This is a genomic window from Pseudomonas sp. 05N433 (genome assembly GCF_056396925.1).
On sequence record NZ_JBFTML010000012.1, the window covers coordinates 79078 to 98793 of the forward strand.

Genomic DNA, 19716 nt, shown 5'->3' on the forward strand with positions numbered 1-19716 from the left:
ACTATTTGACCTCGACCACAGTGCCCAGCAACCGCTGCAAGGCTTCGTTCACCGCTTTGGGCATGAGCTGGCGCAAGCAGTTGTAATGACCGAAACGGCAGGTGCGATCGAAGCACGGACTGCATTCGATGCCCAGGCGCACGATCTCGACATGCTCGGCCAGCGGTGGCGTAAAGCCCGGCGACGTCGAGCCGTACACCGCCACCAACGGGCGGTTCAGCGCGGCAGCCACGTGCATCAGGCCGGAGTCGTTGGAGACCACCGCGTCGGCGCAGGACAGCAGATCGATGGCCTCGGCCAAGGAAGTGCCGCCACTGAGGTTTACCGACTCTTCACGCAGCCCCGGAATCAACCGCCCACGAATGTCTTCGCCCACCGCGTGATCGTTTTTCGAGCCGAACAGCCAGACTTGCCAGCCTTCACGAATCTTCGCCTCGGCGACCTTGGCATAGTGCTCGGACGGCCAGCGCTTGGACTCGCCAAATTCGGCGCCAGGGCACAGCGCCAACACCGGACGGTCAAGGGCCAGGCCGAACTTGGCCAGTGCGCCGTCGCGAGTCACCGGATCGATCTGCAAGCTCGGCCGTGGATAAGGTTTCGGCAGCTCGATGCCAGGCTCAAAGGCCAGGGCCATGAAGCGCTCGATCATCAACGGATAACGCTCTTTGTCGAGCGTGCGCACATCATTGAGCAGGCCGTAGCGGAACTCGCCACGCCAGCCGGTGCGTTTCGGGATGCCGGCAAAAAACGGCACCAGGGCCGATTTCAGCGAATTGGGCAGCAGGATGGCCTGGTCGTACTGACCGGCCAGGGATTTACCGATGCGCCGACGCGTCGCCAGTTCCAGCACGCCGTGGCCGAGCGGGAAGCTCAAGGCCTGGCGTACTTCGGGCATGCGCTCGAGGATCGGCCGGCTCCACTCGGGGGCCAGCACGTCGATTTCGCACTGCGGGTGGCGTTGTTTGAGACACTGAAAAAGTGTCTGCGCCATCACCATGTCACCGACCCAACTGGGCCCAACGATCAGAATTTTCATGTGGTTTCCAAAAACGAACCGGGGAGGCATACGCCTCCCCGCCTCGAGAATCCAGCACCTGCGGGGTGAGCCGCCAGGTCATTTGGACGAGCCGGCTGGGGCTCGTCGAATAAATTTAATACACATCCATGTTAGTTAGCATAACCCTCTGTGGCGAGGGAGCTTGCTCCCGCTGGGCTGCGAAGCAGCACCAAAACTGCCACTGCGTTTTAATCTGGCGGACCGCACAATCTGATATGGGAGTGCTTCGCACTCCAGCGGGAGCAAGCTCCCTCGCCACAAAAGCCTGCCACACTCATGTCAGCTTAACCCCAGCTCACGCCAGATCCGCATGACCTGCCGTCGCTCATCCGCGAACTGGTCGCCCGGTATCACACCGGCATCCTTCTGCAAGGCCTCCCGGTGAGCGGCGGAGCGGTAGGCTTTATAAGCCTCACGCAACAGGCTGGCGTCTTCGGCGGGTATCAACCCTTCCTCCTCCAACCCTTCCAGAATGCGGATATTGTCGGTATAGCGCAGCAATGACGGATGTGTTTCAGACCACGCCAGAGCCGCGTATTGCACCATAAATTCAATATCGACGATACCTCCAGCGTCCTGCTTGAGATCGAACGGCGCCGTGGCCTCGAAGGCATTTGCCGCCGTGCCTGCCGCAGTGCTCTTGCTGCCGAGGTTATCGCGCATCTTGGCGCGCATCTCGCTGACCTCCTGGCGCAAGGTCGACAGGTCCCGCGATTTGGCCAATACCGTCGCGCGAACCTTCTCGAACGCTTGGCCGACATCCTGACTACCCACCAGCACCCGCGCCCGCACCAGCGCCTGGTGCTCCCAGGTCCAGGCCTCGTTCTCCTGATACCGGGCAAACGCGCCCAATGAACTCACCAGCAAACCGGAAGCACCGGACGGCCGCAGGCGCATGTCCACTTCATATAGCTGACCGGAGTTGGTCTGAGCCGTCAGCAAGTGAATGATCCGCTGCCCGAGCCGGGTAAAGAACTGTGCGCCGTCGATGGGTTTCGGGCCGTCGGTTTCCGCTTGCGGATCCGCGTCATGGATGAACACCAGATCCAGGTCCGAACTGTGCCCCAATTCCAGGCCGCCGACTTTCCCGTAACCGACAATGATGAATCCAGGGTCGCACACGCTGCCATCGGTGCGCAGCGGTGTACCGTACTTGGCCACCGTCTGGCGCCAGGCCAGGGCCAGCACTTGTTCGAGGATCGCTTCGGCAAGCCAGGTCAGGTAATCGCTGACTTTCATCAACGGCAGGCTACCGGCAATTTCCGAAGCTGCGACACGCAAGCGGTGCGCCAGTTTGAAATGCCGCAGGGCTTCCATTTGTTGTTCGAGGTCGTCTTCGGGAATCCGCGTCAGACGCTCGCGCAACTCGGCCGCCAGTTCCGGCGCCAGCGGCGGCTTGAACAGCCGGCCTTCGTTGAGCAATTCGTCGAGCAGCAACGGGAAGCGCGTGATCTGTTCGGCAATCCACGGGCTCGCCGCGCACAGTGTCAGCAGACGGCGCAGCGCACCGGGGTTTTCGGTCAGCAGCACCAGATAGGCGGAACGCCGCGCCACCGCTTCAACCAGTGGCAGCACGCGCTCCAGCACCAGATCGGGATTGGCGTGCTCCACGGCCTGGGCCAGCAAGCGCGGTATAAAAGCATCGAGGCGTTCCCGCCCCAGGCGCTGCATGGCACGCAATTGCGGACTGCTGCGCAGACTGGCCAATGCTTTCAGCGCCTTGGCGGCATCGGCGAAACCGCCCTCTTCGAGTTGGCGGCACGCGGCTTCTTCGTCCTGGGCTTCTTCCCACAGCGGCAGCCATTCCCCGCCGACCACCACTTCGCTCTCGGTGCCCTGCTCTTCATCGGGATCGGCAATCACCTGACCAAAGTGCCAGGCCACCCGGCCACGCCAGTACATCAGTTGTTCGTGGAATGCCGTCCAGTTGGCAAACCCGAGCATGAAGGCAATGCGCGCCTGATCCTGCGGGCCGTCCGGCAACATCTGGGTCTGGCGGTCGGCAATCGCCTGAATCGCGTGCTCGGTGTAACGCAGGAATTCGTAGCCTTGGCGCAGTTCGCTGACCACCGCCGGCGGCAGATAGCCCTGCCCCTCCAGGGTGCTCAGTACTTTTAATAGAGGACGCTGCTGCAGGCTCAGGTCGCGACCACCGTGAATCAGCTGGAAGGCCTGGGCGATAAACTCGACTTCACGGATGCCGCCGGAGCCAAGCTTGATGTTGTCGGCCATACCCTTGCGCCGGACTTCCTGCTGGATCAACTGCTTCATGGTGCGCAGCGCTTCGATGGCCGAGAAGTCCAGGTAACGCCGGTAAACGAACGGCCGCAGCATCTCGAGCAACTGGGCGCCAGCCACTTGATCACCTGCCACCACCCGCGCCTTGATCATCGCGTAGCGTTCCCAGTCACGGCCCTGATCCTGGTAATACTGCTCCAGCGCATTGAAGCTCAGCACCAGAGCGCCGGACGAACCATAAGGCCGCAGGCGCATGTCGACGCGGAACACAAAACCGTCGACAGTCATCGGGTCCAGCGCCTTGATCAGACGCTGGCCGAGGCGAATGAAAAACTCCTGGTTATCCAGCGAACGCTTCACGCCGACGGTTTCGCCGCCCTCGGGGTAGGCAAAGATCAGGTCGATGTCCGACGACAGGTTCAACTCCACCGCGCCGAGCTTGCCCATGCCGAGGATGACCATCTGCTGCGGCTCGCCGCTGCGCCGCCCGGTGGGCACACCGAACTGCTGGCAATGCCGCGAGTACAACCACTGATAGGCCTGATCGATGCTGGCATCGGCCATGTCCGAGAGGTCGCGACAGGTCTGCACCAGATCGGCCTGGCGAGTCAGGTCGCGCCAGATGATCCGCACCTGGTGACGATTACGCTGGCGGCGCAGGGCACGGCCTAGCTGGTCGTCGGTTTCGGCGGCGCTCACCGCCATGGCGATCTGTGCGCACAACTCGCCCGGTGCCAAGGCGCGGTCCAGTTCGCCGGACTGCACCAGTTCCAGCAACATCAAAGGGTCACGCAGACTCTGCTCAATCACAAAGTCGCTGGCAGCGGCGACGCGGGCAAATTGCGCCCAGCGCTCAGGCGTCCAGGCAGACAGGCCATGGTCATCGGGAAGAACCCCGACTGTCGTACGAAACGACTGCTCGGCGCGGGTGACTAACGGCAGGAGCCCATCGGGTAGTTCGGCAAGCGAAGGGAGGCTCATGGTCTATCCTTGATCGGCGTGTGAAGGGCTGCATGTAGTGATTCGTGAAAACACGCTACGCGACTGACTGTCGAACAAAGGTTAGAAATAGCTGAAATTTCTTTTTTTTTGGCAGCGATCATCAAGCTTCCACCTTTTTCGATTGGCAAAAGACCAACCTTAACGATTATTCTCACAACGCAGCCGGAGGCCACAAGCCAATCATCTGTAGTTTTACTACTCGTCTATACATTCGAAAGGCTGAAATGCCCGAAGATTTGTAGTAAAACTACACGCCGCCGGAACAACCTATCGGCAATCCAAGAATTTATATCGTCTGCCCACAAGGCCAGTCGCAAACTCAGGCAACCGATTCTGGAAGCCTTTCCGCCCTGGAGCAAGCCATGCAAGACCTCGATCCCGTCGAAACCCAGGAATGGCTGGACGCCCTGGAATCGGTTCTCGACAAAGAAGGCGAAGACCGTGCTCACTATCTGATGACCCGTATGGGCGAACTCGCAACCCGTAGCGGTTCGCAATTGCCTTACGCCATCACCACGCCATACCGCAACACCATTCCCGTTACCCACGAAGCACGCATGCCTGGCGACCTGTTCATGGAACGCCGCATTCGCTCGCTGGTACGCTGGAACGCGATGGCCATGGTGATGCGCACGAACCTGAAAGATTCTGACCTGGGCGGTCACATCTCCAGCTTCGCCTCCAGCGCAACCCTGTACGACATCGGCTTCAACTATTTCTTCCAGGCCCCGACCGACGAACACGGCGGCGACCTGATCTACTTCCAGGGCCACACCTCGCCAGGCGTTTACGCCCGTGCATTCATGGAAGGCCGCATCACCGAAGACCAGATGAACAACTTCCGCCAGGAAGTCGACGGTCAGGGCCTGTCGTCCTACCCACACCCATGGCTGATGCCTGACTTCTGGCAGTTCCCGACCGTATCCATGGGTCTGGGCCCGATCCAGGCGATCTACCAGGCACGCTTCATGAAGTACCTGGAACACCGTGGCTTCATCCAGCCAGGCAAACAGAAAGTCTGGTGCTTCCTGGGCGACGGCGAGTGCGACGAGCCGGAATCCCTGGGCGCGATCTCCCTGGCCGGCCGCGAAAAGCTGGACAACCTGATCTTCGTCATCAACTGCAACCTGCAGCGCCTCGACGGCCCGGTTCGCGGCAACGGCAAGATCATCCAGGAACTCGAAGGCGTGTTCCGCGGTGCTCAGTGGAACGTGACCAAAGTCATCTGGGGCCGCTTCTGGGACCCACTGCTGGCCAAGGACGTCGACGGCATCCTGCAACGCCGCATGGACGAAGTCATCGACGGCGAGTACCAGAACTACAAAGCCAAAGACGGCGCGTTCGTGCGTGAACACTTCTTCAACTCGCCAGAACTCAAGGCGATGGTTGCCGATCTGTCCGACGACGAGATCTGGAAGCTCAACCGTGGCGGCCACGACCCGTACAAGGTCTACGCGGCATACCACGAAGCGGTCAACCACAAGGAACAACCGACCGTCATCCTGGCCAAGACCATCAAGGGTTATGGCACCGGTGCCGGCGAAGCGAAAAACACTGCGCACAACACCAAGAAAGTCGATGTCGACAGCCTGAAGTTGTTCCGCGATCGTTTCGACATTCCGGTCAGGGACGAAGAGTTGGAGAACCTGCCATTCTTCAAACCGGAAGAAGGCAGCGCCGAAGCCCGTTACCTGGCCGAGCGCCGTACCGCACTGGGCGGTTTCGTGCCTCAGCGTCGCGCCRAGAGCTTCAACATCCCGACCCCTCCACTGGACACCCTCAAGGCGATCCTGGACGGCTCGGGCGACCGCGAAATCTCCACCACCATGGCCTTCGTGCGGATCCTCGCGCAACTGGTCAAGGACAAGGAAATCGGCCCGCGCATCGTACCGATCATCCCGGACGAAGCCCGTACCTTCGGTATGGAAGGCATGTTCCGTCAGTTGGGCATCTACTCCTCCGTCGGCCAGCTCTACGAGCCAGTCGATAAAGACCAGGTGATGTTCTACAAGGAAGACCAGAAGGGCCAGATCCTCGAGGAAGGCATCAACGAAGCGGGCGCCATGAGTTCCTTCATCGCTGCCGGTACTTCGTACTCCAGCCACAACCAGCCGATGCTGCCGTTCTACATCTTCTACTCGATGTTCGGCTTCCAGCGTATTGGCGACCTGGCCTGGGCCGCTGGCGACAGCCGTACCCGTGGCTTCCTGATTGGCGGCACCGCCGGCCGTACCACCCTGAACGGTGAAGGCTTGCAACACGAAGACGGTCACAGCCACCTGCTGGCCGCGACCATCCCGAACTGCCGCACCTACGATCCAACCTACGGCTACGAGCTGGCGGTGATCATTCAGGACGGCATGAAGAAGATGACCGAAGAGCAACAGGACGTCTTCTACTACATCACCGTAATGAACGAGTCCTACCAGCAGCCAGCCATGCCGGCCGGTGCCGAAGAAGGCATCAAGAAAGGCATGTACCTGCTCGAGGAAGACACCCGCGAAGCGGCGCACCACGTTCAGCTGATGGGCTCCGGCACCATCCTGCGTGAAGTCCGTGAAGCGGCGAAGATCCTGCGTGAAGAGTTCAACGTCGGCGCCGACGTATGGAGCGTTACCAGCTTCAACGAACTGCGTCGCGATGGCCTGGCCGTTGAACGCACTAACCGTCTGCACCCTGGCCAGAAGCCTAAGCTGAGCTACGTCGAAGAGTGCCTGAACGGCCGTAAAGGTCCGGTCATTGCCTCTACCGACTACATGAAGCTGTTCGCTGAACAAATTCGTCAGTGGGTCCCGTCCAAGGAATTCAAAGTCCTGGGCACCGATGGTTTCGGCCGCAGTGACAGCCGCAAGAAGCTGCGTCACTTCTTCGAAGTAGACCGTCATTTCGTGGTGTTGGCAGCCCTGGAAGCCTTGGCTGACCGTGGTGACATCGAACCTAAAGTGGTGGCTGAAGCCATCGCCAAGTTCGGCATCAACCCGGAAAAACGCAACCCACTGGACTGCTGAGGAGACACTCTGTGAGCGAACTCATTCGCGTACCTGACATCGGCAGCGGTGAAGGTGAAGTAATTGAACTGTTTGTGAAGGTCGGCGACCGTATCGAAGCCGATCAGAGCATCCTGACGCTGGAATCGGACAAGGCGAGCATGGAAGTGCCTGCGCCTAAGGCCGGCATCATCAAGAGCCTGAAAGTGAAGCTGGGCGATCGCCTGAAAGAAGGCGACGAACTGCTGGAACTGGAAGTCGAAGGTGCCGCTGCGCCAGCCCCTGCGGCTGCTGCGCCAGCTGCCAAAGCTGAAGCCAAACCGGCTGCCGCACCTGCGCCAGCGGCGCCTGCTGCCGCGCCTGCTGCCGCGCCGGCTGCTGCCAGCATCCAGCAAGTGCACGTGCCGGACATCGGTTCGTCGGGCAAGGCCCAGATCATCGAGATCCAGGTCAAGGTCGGCGACACCGTCGAGGCTGATCAGTCGCTGATCACCCTGGAATCCGACAAGGCCAGCATGGAAATCCCTTCGCCCGCTGCTGGCGTGGTCAAGGCCATCAGCGTCAAGCTCAACGACGAAGTCGGCACGGGCGACCTGATTCTGGATCTGGAAGTGGCGGGTGCTGCGGCCCCTGCTGCTGCCGCTCCTGCCCAGGCTGCTGCGCCTGCTGCCGCTGCTCCGGCGCCAGCCGCCGCGGCTCCGGCTGCACCGGTTGCCGACAGCGTTCAGGACATTCACGTCCCGGACATCGGTTCGGCTGGCAAGGCCAAGATCATCGAAGTACTGGTCAAGGCTGGCGACACTGTTGCCGCCGATCAGTCGCTGATCACCCTGGAATCCGACAAGGCGAGCATGGAAATCCCATCGCCTGCCGCTGGCGTGGTGGAAAGCATTTCCATCAAGCTGGATGACGAAGTCGGTACCGGCGACCTGATCCTGAAGCTGAAAGTCAAAGGCGCGGCACCTGCTGCAGCCCCGGCTCCGGCTGCCGCTGCCGCGCCGAGTGCTCCAGCGCCTGCCGCTGCCGCTCCGGCTGCCGCCGCTCCTGCTGCTGCCCCGGCTGCTGCCCCGGCTGCTGCTCCTGCCAAGCCTGGCGCGAAAGTTCACGCCGGCCCTGCCGTGCGTCAACTGGCTCGCGAGTTCGGCGTCGAGCTGAGCGCTGTCGGCGCCAGCGGTCCGCACGGTCGCATCCTGAAGGAAGACGTTCAGGTTTACGTCAAGGCCATGATGCAGAAGGCCAAGGAAGCTCCGGCCGCTGCAGCTGGTGCAACCGGCGGCGCGGGCATCCCGCCGATTCCGGTCGTGGACTTCAGCCGCTTCGGCGAAATCGAAGAAGTGCCGATGACACGCCTGATGCAGGTCGGCGCTGCCAACCTGCACCGCAGCTGGCTGAACGTGCCGCACGTGACGCAATTCGACTCGGCGGATATCACCGAGCTGGAAGCGTTCCGTAACGCCCAGAAAGCCGTTGCAGAGAAGGCCGGCGTCAAGCTGACCATCCTGCCGCTGCTGCTCAAGTCCTGCGCACACCTGCTCAAGGAACTGCCGGACTTCAACAGCTCGCTGGCACCAAGCGGCAAAGCGATCATCCGCAAGAAATACGTGAACATCGGCTTCGCCGTCGACACCCCGGATGGCCTGCTGGTACCGGTCATCAAGAACGTCGACCAGAAGAGCCTCCTGCAACTGGCCGCCGAAGCTGCTTCCCTGGCTGAGAAAGCCCGGACCAAGAAGCTTTCGTCGGACGAGATGCAAGGCGCCTGCTTCACCATTTCCAGCCTCGGCCACATTGGCGGCACCGGCTTCACGCCGATCGTCAACGCGCCGGAAGTGGCGATCCTCGGTGTTTCCAAGGCAACCATCCAGCCAGTCTGGGACGGCAAAGCCTTCCAGCCGAAACTGATGCTACCGCTGTCGCTGTCCTACGATCACCGTGTGATCAACGGCGCCGCTGCTGCACGCTTCACCAAGCGTCTGAGCGACCTGCTGGCGGACATCCGCACCATCCTGCTGTAACACCGACTGGCCCTCCCCTCACGGAGGGCCAATCGCGTTCCACGTTTTCCGAGCGCCACGCTCGTACCTCAACCCCGTCGATTTGGCGGGGCTTTTTTTTGCCCTGAAGAAAGCCCTCCGCGTTTCAGCATCCTATGTAGCAGCTGTCGAGCTTGCGAGGCTGCTGCTACGGGATTGACCCTCTTCGTGCCTTATTCCTACATCTAAGGCTTACGCCACCTACAACCCCAGTCCACTTCTGCCCGATATTTTTCTCCAGCCAATAACTAGGCTTAGTTCGGAGATTTCTAATAGAAACCTCGATGACTTAATTTGCTTAGTTAGCATTACCTCGAATGGATTCGAACATGTTCAAACCAACTGTCGGCCCAATTATCGGCCATACCACAACTAACCATGCGCGTATTTTCTTGCGCGGTGAATTACAGAACGACGCCTTGGTATTTGCGGGCATCCGTTATCGACGCACAGGCGAGAAACTCTGGTCCAAAGGCGTATTTGCAAAACTGTCCGTCTTGCGCGACATGTCCGATGTCATTGCACTCAATGACCTGGTCACCGACACCGACTATGAGTACCAGGCAGGCTGGTTCAGCCCCATGAGCCCGGTGCATACCGTGGAGACAGTTCAGGAACTGCCGCTGCAATGGCCACGGGAGATTTACCGCTTTCGCACGCAGTCCAGCAAAATCTGCCAGCCACGGGCCTATATCGTCGGCTCGTGTCGTTACCTGCGAATGACCGCCGGCATTGCGTCGGCCCCACAGTTGGGCGACCGGATTTTTGCCTCGATCAACAGCCTGGCGGACAGCGCCGAACCGCCCGTCAGTGCCATGCTGATGACTGGCGATCAGATTTACGTCGACGACTTGAACCTCGTGGCCCCCGACCGGGAATACAAGGACATTCTCAAAAAATACCGCACAGCCTTTTCGCAGCCTCATATTTCCAAGTTAATGTCGGGCATGCCGACTTACATGATCCTCGACGACCATGAAATAGAAGACAACTGGCCCGCCAACAAAAGTAACGCCGATGATTACTTATACAAAAACGCCATTGCAGCATATGAGTTATATCAAGCCAGTCACAGCCCCACGTATGAGCTGCTGGCCAATGGGCAAGTAAGCAAAAGACTGGAAAAGTATTGGTATCAGTTCTCCGAGGGTGATATCGGGTGGTTTGTCACCGACAGTCGAACCCGACGCAATCTGTCGGCCAACGACCGGCGCATCCTTGACGAAGAACAGGAACAGGCCCTGCTCAAATGGCTGATCAATAACCCGGCCCGGGTCAAATTCGTGGTCACCAGTGTCATGTTCTATCCCGACCGTAAACTTCACGGTGATGACGCTTGGAAAGCCTTCCCGGAGCAACGCCTACGGCTGCTGGAGACGATTCGTACACGCCGTATCAAAAACGTCTTGTTCATCTCCGGCGATGTCCACGGCTCCCTCACCAGTCGCCTGACCCACAGCGAGGACCCGGATTTCGAAGTCCACACCATCGTGTCTTCACCGTTGTGCAACAGCAAACTGCTGCCGTACGCCAAGGCATCGACCTTCATCCTCGATCAGGCCCTGGCCCGAACAGCGGCAGGCGACTATCGGCATGAACTGACCAGCGAGGTGATCAGCCAGGACAACTTCGCGCATCTGATCGTCGAGGCCGAGCAGGTTCGCGTCAATTATCACGATCGGGATGGCAAGCCATTGCAGTCGATCAGCATCAAATTTCGTTGATCCCTCGAAAAGATCACAGCCTTCGGCAGCCCCTACGGGCTGCAATCTTTTGGCCCACAACATTACTTTTTGACGCCTCGCTGGAGAAAACTGTGCGCCTGCCGACATATTCTTATAGCACTTGGCCTTCATGTCTCTTGTCAGTCGGTGTCGCAATGATGCAACCTTGCCGCAGGCAACAGTAAAGAGGGCGAGAGCCCGGCGCGATCAGCATATTCGAAGCGAGTTTCCTTCAATGAAAAGCCAACCCGATGCCGCCAGCCGTATGGTGGCCGAGGTAGTGACGCAGTTGCCTGTGCCCTCGCGGCTCGGCATGCTGCGTTTCGAACGGCTGAATGAACCAAGCTGGGCGCTGCTGTTTCTCGATCCTAATTGCGAACGACAGTTCGGCCTGCCGGCGGTGGAGCTTTGTGCTCTGGTCGGCTCGCCCTACGCCAGCCTGATGGAGCCCGAAGCGCGCTATCAACTGCATGACACGATCCAGCAGCAACTCACCGAAAGCCCGCATTACCTGATCCGCTACACCTTGCACACCGCCGCCGGCGTTCTGAGCCTGCTGGAACTTGGCGAAGCCTACAAACAACACAATCGGCACCTGCTGCGCGGCTACCTGATGGTGGTGGACGGCCTGTTCGACGGCGAACCCTTGCTGCCGGCGCTGGATCTGGAAACCCAGAACTCACGCCTGCAAATCGCCCTGGAACTCAATCAACGTGCCCAGCAGGAACAACTGCAGCACCTGGACCGGGTGCGCGCCCAGCAAGACCTGATCCTGCTGCTGACCCGCCAGCGCTATAGCACCAACAACTCCCTGCAAGAAGCCGCCGAACTGATCACCCGCAGCGCCTGCGACATCTATGAAATCGACTGCGCCAGCCTGTGGAACCTCGATGGCTCGCTACTGACGCCGATCTCGGCCTATCACCGTGCCACCCGCAATCACCAACTGCCGAAGCCGATCGACGCCAGTGGTTTTCCCGATTACCTCGAGGCCTTGCACACCGGCCGCGCCATCGACGCCCACAACGCCATGCGCGACCCGCGCACCCRGGAAATCGCCGAGTACCTGCGCCCGCGCGACGTCAACGCCATGCTCGACGCCAGCATCCGCGTCGATGGCCAGGTGGTCGGCGTGCTCTGCCTGGAACAGATCGGGGCGACCCGCGCCTGGCAATCGGACGAAATCGCCTTTGCCGGCGAACTGGCGGATCAATTCGCCCAAGTCATCAACAACCACAACCGCCGTACCGCCACCAGCGCCCTGCACCTGTTCCAGCGTGCAGTGGAGCAAAGCGCCAACGCCTTTCTGCTGGTCAATTGCGACGGCGTGGTGGAGTACGTCAACCCAAGCTTCACCGCGATCACCCAGTACACCACCGAGGAAGTCCACGGTCAGCGGCTGTCGGAACTGCCGGCGCTGGAAAACCTCAGCGAACTGCTGTTCGACGCTCCGTCGGCGCTGGCCAAAAGCAACAGCTGGCAGGGCGAGTTCAAGAGCCGACGTAAAAACCTCGAACCCTACTGGGGCCAGTTGTCGATTTCCAAGGTCTACGGCGACAACCGTGAGCTGACGCACTACATCGGCATCTACGAAGACATCACCCAGACCAAGCTCGCCCAGCAACGAATCGAGCGCCTGGCTTACACCGATAACCTGACCAACCTCGGCAACCGCCCGGCGTTCATCCGCAACCTCGATGAGCGCTTCGCCCGAGACAGCGATACACCCATCAGCCTGCTGCTGGTGGACATCGACAATTTCAAGCGGATCAACGACAGCCTCGGCCACCAGACCGGCGACAAACTGCTGATCAGCCTGGCGCGGCGCCTGCGCAACAGCCTGAGTTCGAGCGGCAGTCTGGCGCGGTTTGCCAGTAACGAATTCGCGGTGCTGCTGGACGACACTGACCTCTCGGCGGGCCAGCAGGTTGCCAATCAATTGCTGGCAACCCTCGACAAACCGATGTTCGTCGACAACCAGTTGATCAGCGTCACCGGCTCCGTGGGCCTGGCCTGCGCGCCGCTGCACGGTCGCGACCCACAGACGCTGATGCGCAACGCCGGCCTGGCGCTGCACAAGGCCAAGGCCAACGGCAAACACCAGGTGCAAGTGTTCACCGAAGCGCTGAACGCCGAGGCCAGCTACAAACTGTTCGTCGAAAACAACCTGCGCCGAGCCCTGACCCAGAACGAGCTGGACGTGTTCTACCAGCCCAAGCTGTGCCTGCGCAGCGGTCGCTTGCTGGGCATGGAAGCGCTGTTGCGCTGGAACCATCCGGAAAAAGGCATGATCCGCCCGGACCAATTCATCAGCGTGGCCGAAGAAACCGGGCTGATCATCCCGATCGGCAAATGGATCGCCCGTCAGGCCTGCCGCATGAGCAAAGACCTGACCGCCGCTGGCCTGGGCAACCTGCAAGTGGCGATCAACCTGTCGCCCAAGCAGTTCTCCGACCCGGACCTGGTGGCGTCCATCGCCAACATCCTCAAGGAAGAAGCGCTGCCGGCGAACCTGCTGGAGTTGGAACTGACCGAAGGCCTGCTGCTGGAAGCCACCGAAGACACGCACTTGCAGCTCGATCAGCTCAAGCGTCTGGGCCTGACCCTGGCGATGGACGACTTCGGCACCGGTTACTCGTCGCTCAGTTACTTGAAAAAATTCCCGATCGACATCATCAAGATCGATCGAAGCTTCATCCACGAAATCCCCGACAACCAGGACGACATGGAAATCACCTCCGCCGTGATTGCCATGGCCCACAACCTGAAACTCAAGGTCGTGGCTGAAGGCATCGAGACTGCCGAGCAACTGGCCTTCCTGCGCCGCCACCGCTGCGACGTCGGCCAGGGCTACCTGTTCGACCGACCGATCCCGGGCTCCGAGCTGATCGAAAAGCTCAAACGCTACCCACGCGGCCCAATCGCCTGACAGCGACGTAACACTCGGGCAAACTGGCAGTCTGTATTTACATCTCAACCTGACTGAGAGGACTGATCATGGTTCTGCGCTCGGAAATTCTGGTGAACAAAAACGTGCTCCCGACTAAAGAACAAGCTCTGCCTGGCCGCGAAACCCCGATCAAGGTTCCGGAGAAACACTTCGTCAACGGCAACCCGCTGCTGGGTCCGTTTCCGGGCAACGTAGAATTCGCAATCTTCGGCCTGGGTTGCTTCTGGGGCGCGGAACGCAAATTCTGGCAGCGCGAAGGCGTGTTCAGCACCTCGGTCGGTTATGCCGGCGGCTTCACGCCGAACCCGACCTACGAAGAAGTCTGCTCGGGCCTGACCGGGCACACCGAAGTGGTGCTCGTGGTCTATGAGCCGGAAAAAGTCAGCTACGAACAGCTGCTGAAAATGTTCTGGGAACTGCACAACCCGACCCAGGGCATGCGCCAGGGCAACGACATCGGCACCCAGTACCGCTCGGTGATCTACTGCACCAAACCGGAACAACTGGAAGCGGCGAAGAACAGCGCGAAAGTGTTCCAGGCGGAACTGACCAAGGCTGGCAAAGGCATCATTACCACTGAAATCGACGAAGCCCCGACGTTCTACTACGCCGAGGCGTATCACCAGCAGTACCTGGCCAAGAATCCTGAGGGGTATTGCGGGATTGGCGGTACTGGCGTGACGTGCCCGATCTAAATTTCGGCCCCTGAAAAGCATCGCGGGCAAGCCTCGCTCCTACGGTCACACCGACCTGCAGGAGCGAGGCTTGCCCGCGAAGGCGTCCGATTAGACGCCACACATGCAACTGATCAGCTCTCGGCGATCAACCAATCCATCTGCCAACCACCCTGGGTCTGCCCCAACTTCTTGGACAACCACGGCAGCAACTCACGCAACTCTTCCTCCAGCCCCCACGGCGGATTGGCAATCGCCAACCCCGAACCGTTCAAGCTGTTCGGCGTATCCAGCGGATGCACCAACAACTCCACCCGCAACAACTTAGGCGCGCCCGTTCCGGCCAAATCCTGATAGAAGCGCCGCAACGCCCGCTGATCCTTCACCGGATACCAGATCGCCGCCACCGTCTGGCGCATACGGCCAATCGCCTCTTTCAACGACGCCGCACAACGCTGCATCTCATCAAGCTGCTCGAACGGCGGATCAATCAACATCACCGCCCGCTTCTCCGGCACCGGCAGCAGCGCACGCGGCACATGCCAGCCTTCGCCCAGGTGAACCTTCACCCGACGATCGCCCTTCATGTTGTCCTTGAGCAACACACCGTCTTCCGGGTGCTTCTCATTGAGCAACACGCGATCCTGCGGCCGGGTCAAACGCCGCGCCAACTCCGGCGACCCCGGGTAATAGCGCAACTGGCCATCCGGGTTCATCTCGTGCAACACCTTCATGTAATCGGCGGTCAGCGCTGGCAAATCCGGCTGATCCCACAATCGCGCGATGCCTTCCAGGTACTCACCGGTACGACTGGCCTGATCGCCCTGCAGGTCATACAGACCGATGCCGGCGTGAGTGTCGAGATAGGCAAACGGCTGCTCCTTGCGCGACATCAAGGCGATGAGGCGGGTCAAAGTCAGGTGTTTGAACACATCGGCGTGATTGCCGGCATGGAAGGCGTGACGATAATTCATGGCTGCTCCTGCGAAGGCCGGGAAGTTTACCCTGTACGGCGCAGGACGTCAGGGGTTCGCGGCTGAGCGGGCAAGTACAACCCCAATACCGCGCCAATCCATAAACCCTGTGGCGAGGGGGCTTGCCCCCGTTGGGCTGCAAAGCAGCCCCAAAATATCCAGACCACCCCATAACCTGTGGCGAGGGAGCTTGCTCCCGCTCGACTGCGAAGCAGTCGCCAAACCAAACCACTCGGTACAGCTGACAAAACGGGATTGCAGGTTTTGGGGCTGCTACGCAGCCCAACGGGAGCAAGCTCCCTCGCCACAAAAGCCACTCGACGTTATTCCGAAGGCCGCGCCCGCAACCGCCGCCCCACCACATCCAGCACATCACACCCATCACGCAATGAAATGGCACAGAGCAAGGCAAAATCACTAAGAATGAAAGATTCACACTCGACTGAACCGCGCATGGACATGTTTTCCAGCACCTGAGTGACGGCGCGAATTCGGTAGCTGGCAGTGTCGGTCAAGATATCTAGCGGCGCGCGGGTATCAACGAATAGGGTGGGCATGTCGGTGCAGTTGCCGGTTAGGGCCATGAAGCGGCTTTTTGGGTGGGGGATTGGTTTTTCGTAGGGTGGATCGGGGTGAAGATTTTTCATTTTCAAGTTCCAGAGGCAGTAAACAGGAACTGCCATCAGCCTTCCTACAGGCTGGGGTGGCAGCTATGCGCGGGGTAGGAATATCGAGGCCTTTGGAAAACTCGACCACGCCGAAGCGTGCCCGCGCACAACCGCCGCAACTGATATTACGGACGCACGTTAACGGCCGCAAACCAAGCTTCAACGCTAATACATTTCCAACGACTTTGAAGGGTTCCTACACCCCGCCACTGAGTCTTCAGTGACCACCAGAGACTATCGATGGAATGCATTTCAAACCAGTTCATGGAAACCGATACGAGCTGAAGGAAACTTCCGATAATCCTGCCCGGAAATTTCGCAGCCGTAGCCATCATGCCCGATCCAGTCTGCCAGACAATCTATTAGCGATTTTATGATAGCTTTCACCAAGTTAAAAAATCCTCCTGACTTGCTTTATACAGATCATCAACCCACGCCTCGGATAACTTGAGGTACACATCTTCAAAAAACGCCCTAGGATTTTCCATTTCATTCCACCCAGGAGGGAGCGAGGAGGGAGACATCGGATCATGTTCCAAAATCTCAGAAAAAACACTCGAGTCACCATCAAGAGCCTCTCCCAACACAAAGAACAAAACAAACTTGTGCCGATAACTCAACGCAGCGAAGCGTTTGACAATAAACCGGGATATTAAAAATTCTCTATCTGAAGGACACCCAGGATCGTACGCCGACAACTCAACCCCAAGACTCTCCTCGCGATCATATATATCGAACCCACCGAGAAAGTGCTCTACACTTGGATTATATGGAACATTAAGATACGGATGCATCAACATTAGATTTTCTCTATCGGATAAAGCGCTATAGGCTTCAATGTCTCAAAATCGAATTTCATCTCAAAGGCATTCATCTGAGGAATGAAACGCGGATTTTCTGGGTCTAAAGGATTAGGCTCATATCCCTGACCTACATTTTCAGCCTCCATTCTTACTACCAAATTTCCTTTACTATCCTCCCCAGTAAAACGAGACATTTTTCTAGCCTCCCTTGTCATCACTTCATTATAAGCATTCAGCTGTGCTCTATGGCTTATAAACCTAGAGCTTGGAACGGCTCTCCAACTCTTGCTTTCACCACGAAGTTCGCAGCTAGTGGTTTGTTGCTGAACAGCAGAACCCGAACTATCTGCCCGACTCCTATCCGTACCTCGCACTACTGCGATCCATTTCTTAACAATCATTAACAACATCATTCTTCAAAGACCGGCCATAAAGAAACACAATTAAAGCAGTAAAAAATAAAGAACTTATTTACTCTATTTCCGTTCACCACCAAGGAGAACAACAACGTGCTTTAACCACGACTCTCCCGAAGGCCACTCATGCCAATAGCAATAACAAGCCCCCATATCCTTTAACAAAAAATCTCGCAACTCCCCCTCACCCGTCGACTCCATCAGAAGCATACTTATCTCTTCCCTAGCCGCTGAAACAGCCTCCTTACTAGAGCCCGATAAAAACGATTTAACAACATCATCAGCCGTTTTAAACTCACACATCCAATCTTCATGAAAGTAAGCTCCAAAAAACTGATAAAGGCGCGGAAAATCATCACTATTCATTTACAAACCCTGTCAATATGAAATACCCAGTTGGAGAACCCGGATCTCGTTGAAGTATTAACCTTATTTTTGATAATGCTTCAAGCTTTCCACTCTCGCGCACTACACCAACACCTGCAGGTGCTGGCACCACTTGATTAATAACTAGTCTTCTTTCTTGACCACTCAAAAAATCATCAATTTTTTTCTTATTATTATCAATAACGCCTGAAACAGCCGCCTCAGCTTCAACCCTATTAGCAAATGTGGACGCAATTGGTATTCTCGGTTCTGCTGTAAGCCTAGCCCTCAATTGAGCTTCCGTTCGACCTATATGTTTCGCGATCAAATGCCCGCCTCGAGCTTCATGAGCCCCCAAGCCACCACCCGGAACAATTTCGCTAAACGGCCCTTCAGACTCACCGGGGCAAGGTAGACATGCCAACCCCAACGGATCAACCCACCCCGTCGGATTCGGCGTGTACTGGTACTGGTTCAGCCCACCGGCTAGCTTGATCGGATCCGGCGTCAGATACCGCCCCACCTGCGGATCATAGTACCGATGCCGGTTGTAGTGCAGACCGCTCTCGACGTCGAAGTACTGCCCCTGGAAACGCAGTGGTTGGTCGAGCTGCTCGCCTCCACCGAGTGCGAGGTCCGTGACTTTGCCGTAGGCGTTGTACTTCGCCGACCAGACGATCTCACCACCAAAATCGGTCAGTTCCAGCGGTGTACCCAGGTGGTCGAGCTGGTAGTAGAAGGGACAAGCCTTACGCGGGCCTTTGCCGTCGAGCATGGCCAGCGGGCGGAAGCTGCCGGGTTCGTAGATGTAGCTGCGGTAGTGCTCTTTGCTGCTTTCAGCGACGAGGTGGTCGCCCTGCCAGAAGAACTCGGTGGTTTTGCCGTCGATGGTTTTGGCGATGCGGCGGCCGAAGGCGTCGTAGCGATAACTCGCACAGCTTCCATCCGGCAATGTGACACCGACCAACCGATGCTGGCAGTCGTAACGGTATTCGGTGACCAGTTTCTGCCCGGTGCCACGGCGTTCGCGGATCAGGTTGCCGAAGGCGTCGTAGTCGTAATGGCGGTCGCCTTGCATCAACAGGCGATTGCCTTTGACGGTCGTCGGGCCGGGGCGGTCCTGCATCAGCAGGTTGCCGGCTGGGTCGTGGGCGAAGCTTTCCGGTGGGTCGTCGCGGGTGTGGCGGACGCGGGTCAGCCGGTTCAGCGGGTCGTACTGGTAACTGCGCTGGCCGTGGCGGGTGTCGGCGATGCTGTCGAGATTGCCGTTGAGGCTGTAGGCATAGTCGCGGCGGTACAGGCTTTTTTGCTGTTGGCTGACGGCGTGGGCCTTTAGCCGGCTCTGGTCGTCGTAGGCATATTCGCTGAGCAGCAGGCCTTGCTGGCGCTGTACTTCTCGACCCGACTTGTACGTGTGATCTGTAAGCCGTGCGCCGTTGAGGTCGATGGCCGTCAGCGCGCCACCCTTGGCGTGGTGGTAGTCGAGCTTGCTGCCGTCCGGCAGGCGCAGGCGGTTGAGCTGGCCGCAGGCGTCGTAGCCATAGCGCAGCGTTCCCCAGCCCTGATGCTCGGTGATCAGCCGGTCCTGTTGGTCGTACTCGAACTCCTGCGGATGATCGTGACCGTCGTCGACGCTGACCAATCGGCCGAGGCTGTCGTAGCGGTATTCGACCTTGATGCCGTCGGGCAAGGTTTTGACTAACAGCCGTCCTTCCGCATCCCGCTCGTACCCGGTAACCAGCTGCGAGCCGTCATCGCCGAATTCGGTTTTCTCCAGCAGATGGCCGTTGAGGTCGTAGACGTAGGCGGTGCGGCGGCCGTCGA

Annotated in this window: 13 protein-coding genes; 5 read left to right on the forward strand and 8 right to left on the reverse strand. The window is 58.8% G+C overall.

The genetic code is table 11. From position 1 onward, the window contains the following. Nucleotide 1: 1 nt before the first annotated feature. The gene (gene waaF, locus AC1DIS_RS09245; protein ID WP_018928560.1) at nucleotides 2-1036 is read right to left on the reverse strand and encodes a lipopolysaccharide heptosyltransferase II; all 1035 of its coding nucleotides are present in this window, start codon (nucleotides 1034-1036) and stop codon (nucleotides 2-4) included. 300 nt (nucleotides 1037-1336) lie between these two features. Next, nucleotides 1337-4276 (reverse strand): bifunctional [glutamate--ammonia ligase]-adenylyl-L-tyrosine phosphorylase/[glutamate--ammonia-ligase] adenylyltransferase, encoded by a 2940-nt coding sequence (glnE, locus tag AC1DIS_RS09250; RefSeq protein WP_064615983.1) that lies wholly within the window; start codon nucleotides 4274-4276, stop codon nucleotides 1337-1339. Nucleotides 4277-4659: 383 nt separating this feature from the next. Between glnE and aceE the strand changes: the two genes are divergently transcribed. The 5 genes from aceE (at nucleotide 4660) to msrA (ending at nucleotide 14686) form a co-directional block, all read left to right on the forward strand. Next, nucleotides 4660-7305 (forward strand): pyruvate dehydrogenase (acetyl-transferring), homodimeric type, encoded by a 2646-nt coding sequence (gene aceE, locus AC1DIS_RS09255; RefSeq protein ID WP_477780840.1) that lies wholly within the window; start codon nucleotides 4660-4662, stop codon nucleotides 7303-7305. A gap of 11 nt (nucleotides 7306-7316) precedes the next feature. After that, nucleotides 7317-9299, forward strand: a complete 1983-nt coding sequence (gene aceF / locus AC1DIS_RS09260; RefSeq protein WP_477748803.1) for a dihydrolipoyllysine-residue acetyltransferase — start codon at nucleotides 7317-7319, stop codon at nucleotides 9297-9299. 347 nt (nucleotides 9300-9646) lie between these two features. After that, the gene (locus AC1DIS_RS09265) at nucleotides 9647-11041 is read left to right on the forward strand and encodes an alkaline phosphatase D family protein (protein WP_477744214.1); all 1395 of its coding nucleotides are present in this window, start codon (nucleotides 9647-9649) and stop codon (nucleotides 11039-11041) included. 235 nt (nucleotides 11042-11276) lie between these two features. Next, nucleotides 11277-13970 (forward strand): putative bifunctional diguanylate cyclase/phosphodiesterase, encoded by a 2694-nt coding sequence (locus tag AC1DIS_RS09270; RefSeq protein WP_477780841.1) that lies wholly within the window; start codon nucleotides 11277-11279, stop codon nucleotides 13968-13970. Nucleotides 13971-14038: 68 nt separating this feature from the next. Then, the gene (msrA, locus tag AC1DIS_RS09275) at nucleotides 14039-14686 is read left to right on the forward strand and encodes a peptide-methionine (S)-S-oxide reductase MsrA (RefSeq protein WP_018928566.1); all 648 of its coding nucleotides are present in this window, start codon (nucleotides 14039-14041) and stop codon (nucleotides 14684-14686) included. Between the two features lie 113 nt (nucleotides 14687-14799). Here msrA and AC1DIS_RS09280 read toward each other — a convergent pair whose 3' ends face one another. The 6 genes from AC1DIS_RS09280 to AC1DIS_RS09305 form a co-directional block, all read right to left on the reverse strand. Next, nucleotides 14800-15639 (reverse strand): 23S rRNA (adenine(2030)-N(6))-methyltransferase RlmJ, encoded by an 840-nt coding sequence (locus AC1DIS_RS09280; protein ID WP_018928567.1) that lies wholly within the window; start codon nucleotides 15637-15639, stop codon nucleotides 14800-14802. A gap of 323 nt (nucleotides 15640-15962) precedes the next feature. After that, entirely contained in the window at nucleotides 15963-16286 is a 324-nt protein-coding gene (locus tag AC1DIS_RS09285; protein ID WP_477744218.1) for a hypothetical protein, read from the reverse strand. Between the two features lie 404 nt (nucleotides 16287-16690). Then, nucleotides 16691-17107 (reverse strand): hypothetical protein, encoded by a 417-nt coding sequence (locus tag AC1DIS_RS09290; RefSeq protein ID WP_258613000.1) that lies wholly within the window; start codon nucleotides 17105-17107, stop codon nucleotides 16691-16693. Then, nucleotides 17107-17511 carry a hypothetical protein gene (locus tag AC1DIS_RS09295; RefSeq protein ID WP_477744215.1) on the reverse strand — a complete coding sequence of 135 codons (405 nt, stop codon included), beginning with the start codon at nucleotides 17509-17511 and terminating at the stop codon, nucleotides 17107-17109. The genes AC1DIS_RS09290 and AC1DIS_RS09295 overlap by 1 nt, the downstream gene beginning before the upstream one ends. Before the next feature lie 75 nt (nucleotides 17512-17586). After that, complete coding sequence (locus AC1DIS_RS09300) at nucleotides 17587-17892, reverse strand: contact-dependent growth inhibition system immunity protein (protein ID WP_477744216.1); 306 nt, start codon at nucleotides 17890-17892, stop codon at nucleotides 17587-17589. Next, the coding region (locus tag AC1DIS_RS09305; RefSeq protein ID WP_477748568.1) for an RHS repeat-associated core domain-containing protein at nucleotides 17885-19716 on the reverse strand (1832 nt) is incomplete at its 5' end. The genes AC1DIS_RS09300 and AC1DIS_RS09305, both read right to left, overlap by 8 nt.

Coding starts and splice junctions, on each gene's coding strand:
- waaF (WP_018928560.1), bottom strand. CDS start 1,036: ATGAAAATTCTGATCGTTGGGCCCAGTTGGGTCGGTGACATGGTGATG.
- glnE (WP_064615983.1), bottom strand. CDS start 4,276: ATGAGCCTCCCTTCGCTTGCCGAACTACCCGATGGGCTCCTGCCGTTA.
- AC1DIS_RS09265 (WP_477744214.1), top strand. CDS start 9,647: ATGTTCAAACCAACTGTCGGCCCAATTATCGGCCATACCACAACTAAC.
- msrA (WP_018928566.1), top strand. CDS start 14,039: ATGGTTCTGCGCTCGGAAATTCTGGTGAACAAAAACGTGCTCCCGACT.
- AC1DIS_RS09280 (WP_018928567.1), bottom strand. CDS start 15,639: ATGAATTATCGTCACGCCTTCCATGCCGGCAATCACGCCGATGTGTTC.
- AC1DIS_RS09285 (WP_477744218.1), bottom strand. CDS start 16,286: ATGAAAAATCTTCACCCCGATCCACCCTACGAAAAACCAATCCCCCAC.
- AC1DIS_RS09290 (WP_258613000.1), bottom strand. CDS start 17,107: ATGTTGATGCATCCGTATCTTAATGTTCCATATAATCCAAGTGTAGAG.
- AC1DIS_RS09295 (WP_477744215.1), bottom strand. CDS start 17,511: ATGATTGTTAAGAAATGGATCGCAGTAGTGCGAGGTACGGATAGGAGT.
- AC1DIS_RS09300 (WP_477744216.1), bottom strand. CDS start 17,892: ATGAATAGTGATGATTTTCCGCGCCTTTATCAGTTTTTTGGAGCTTAC.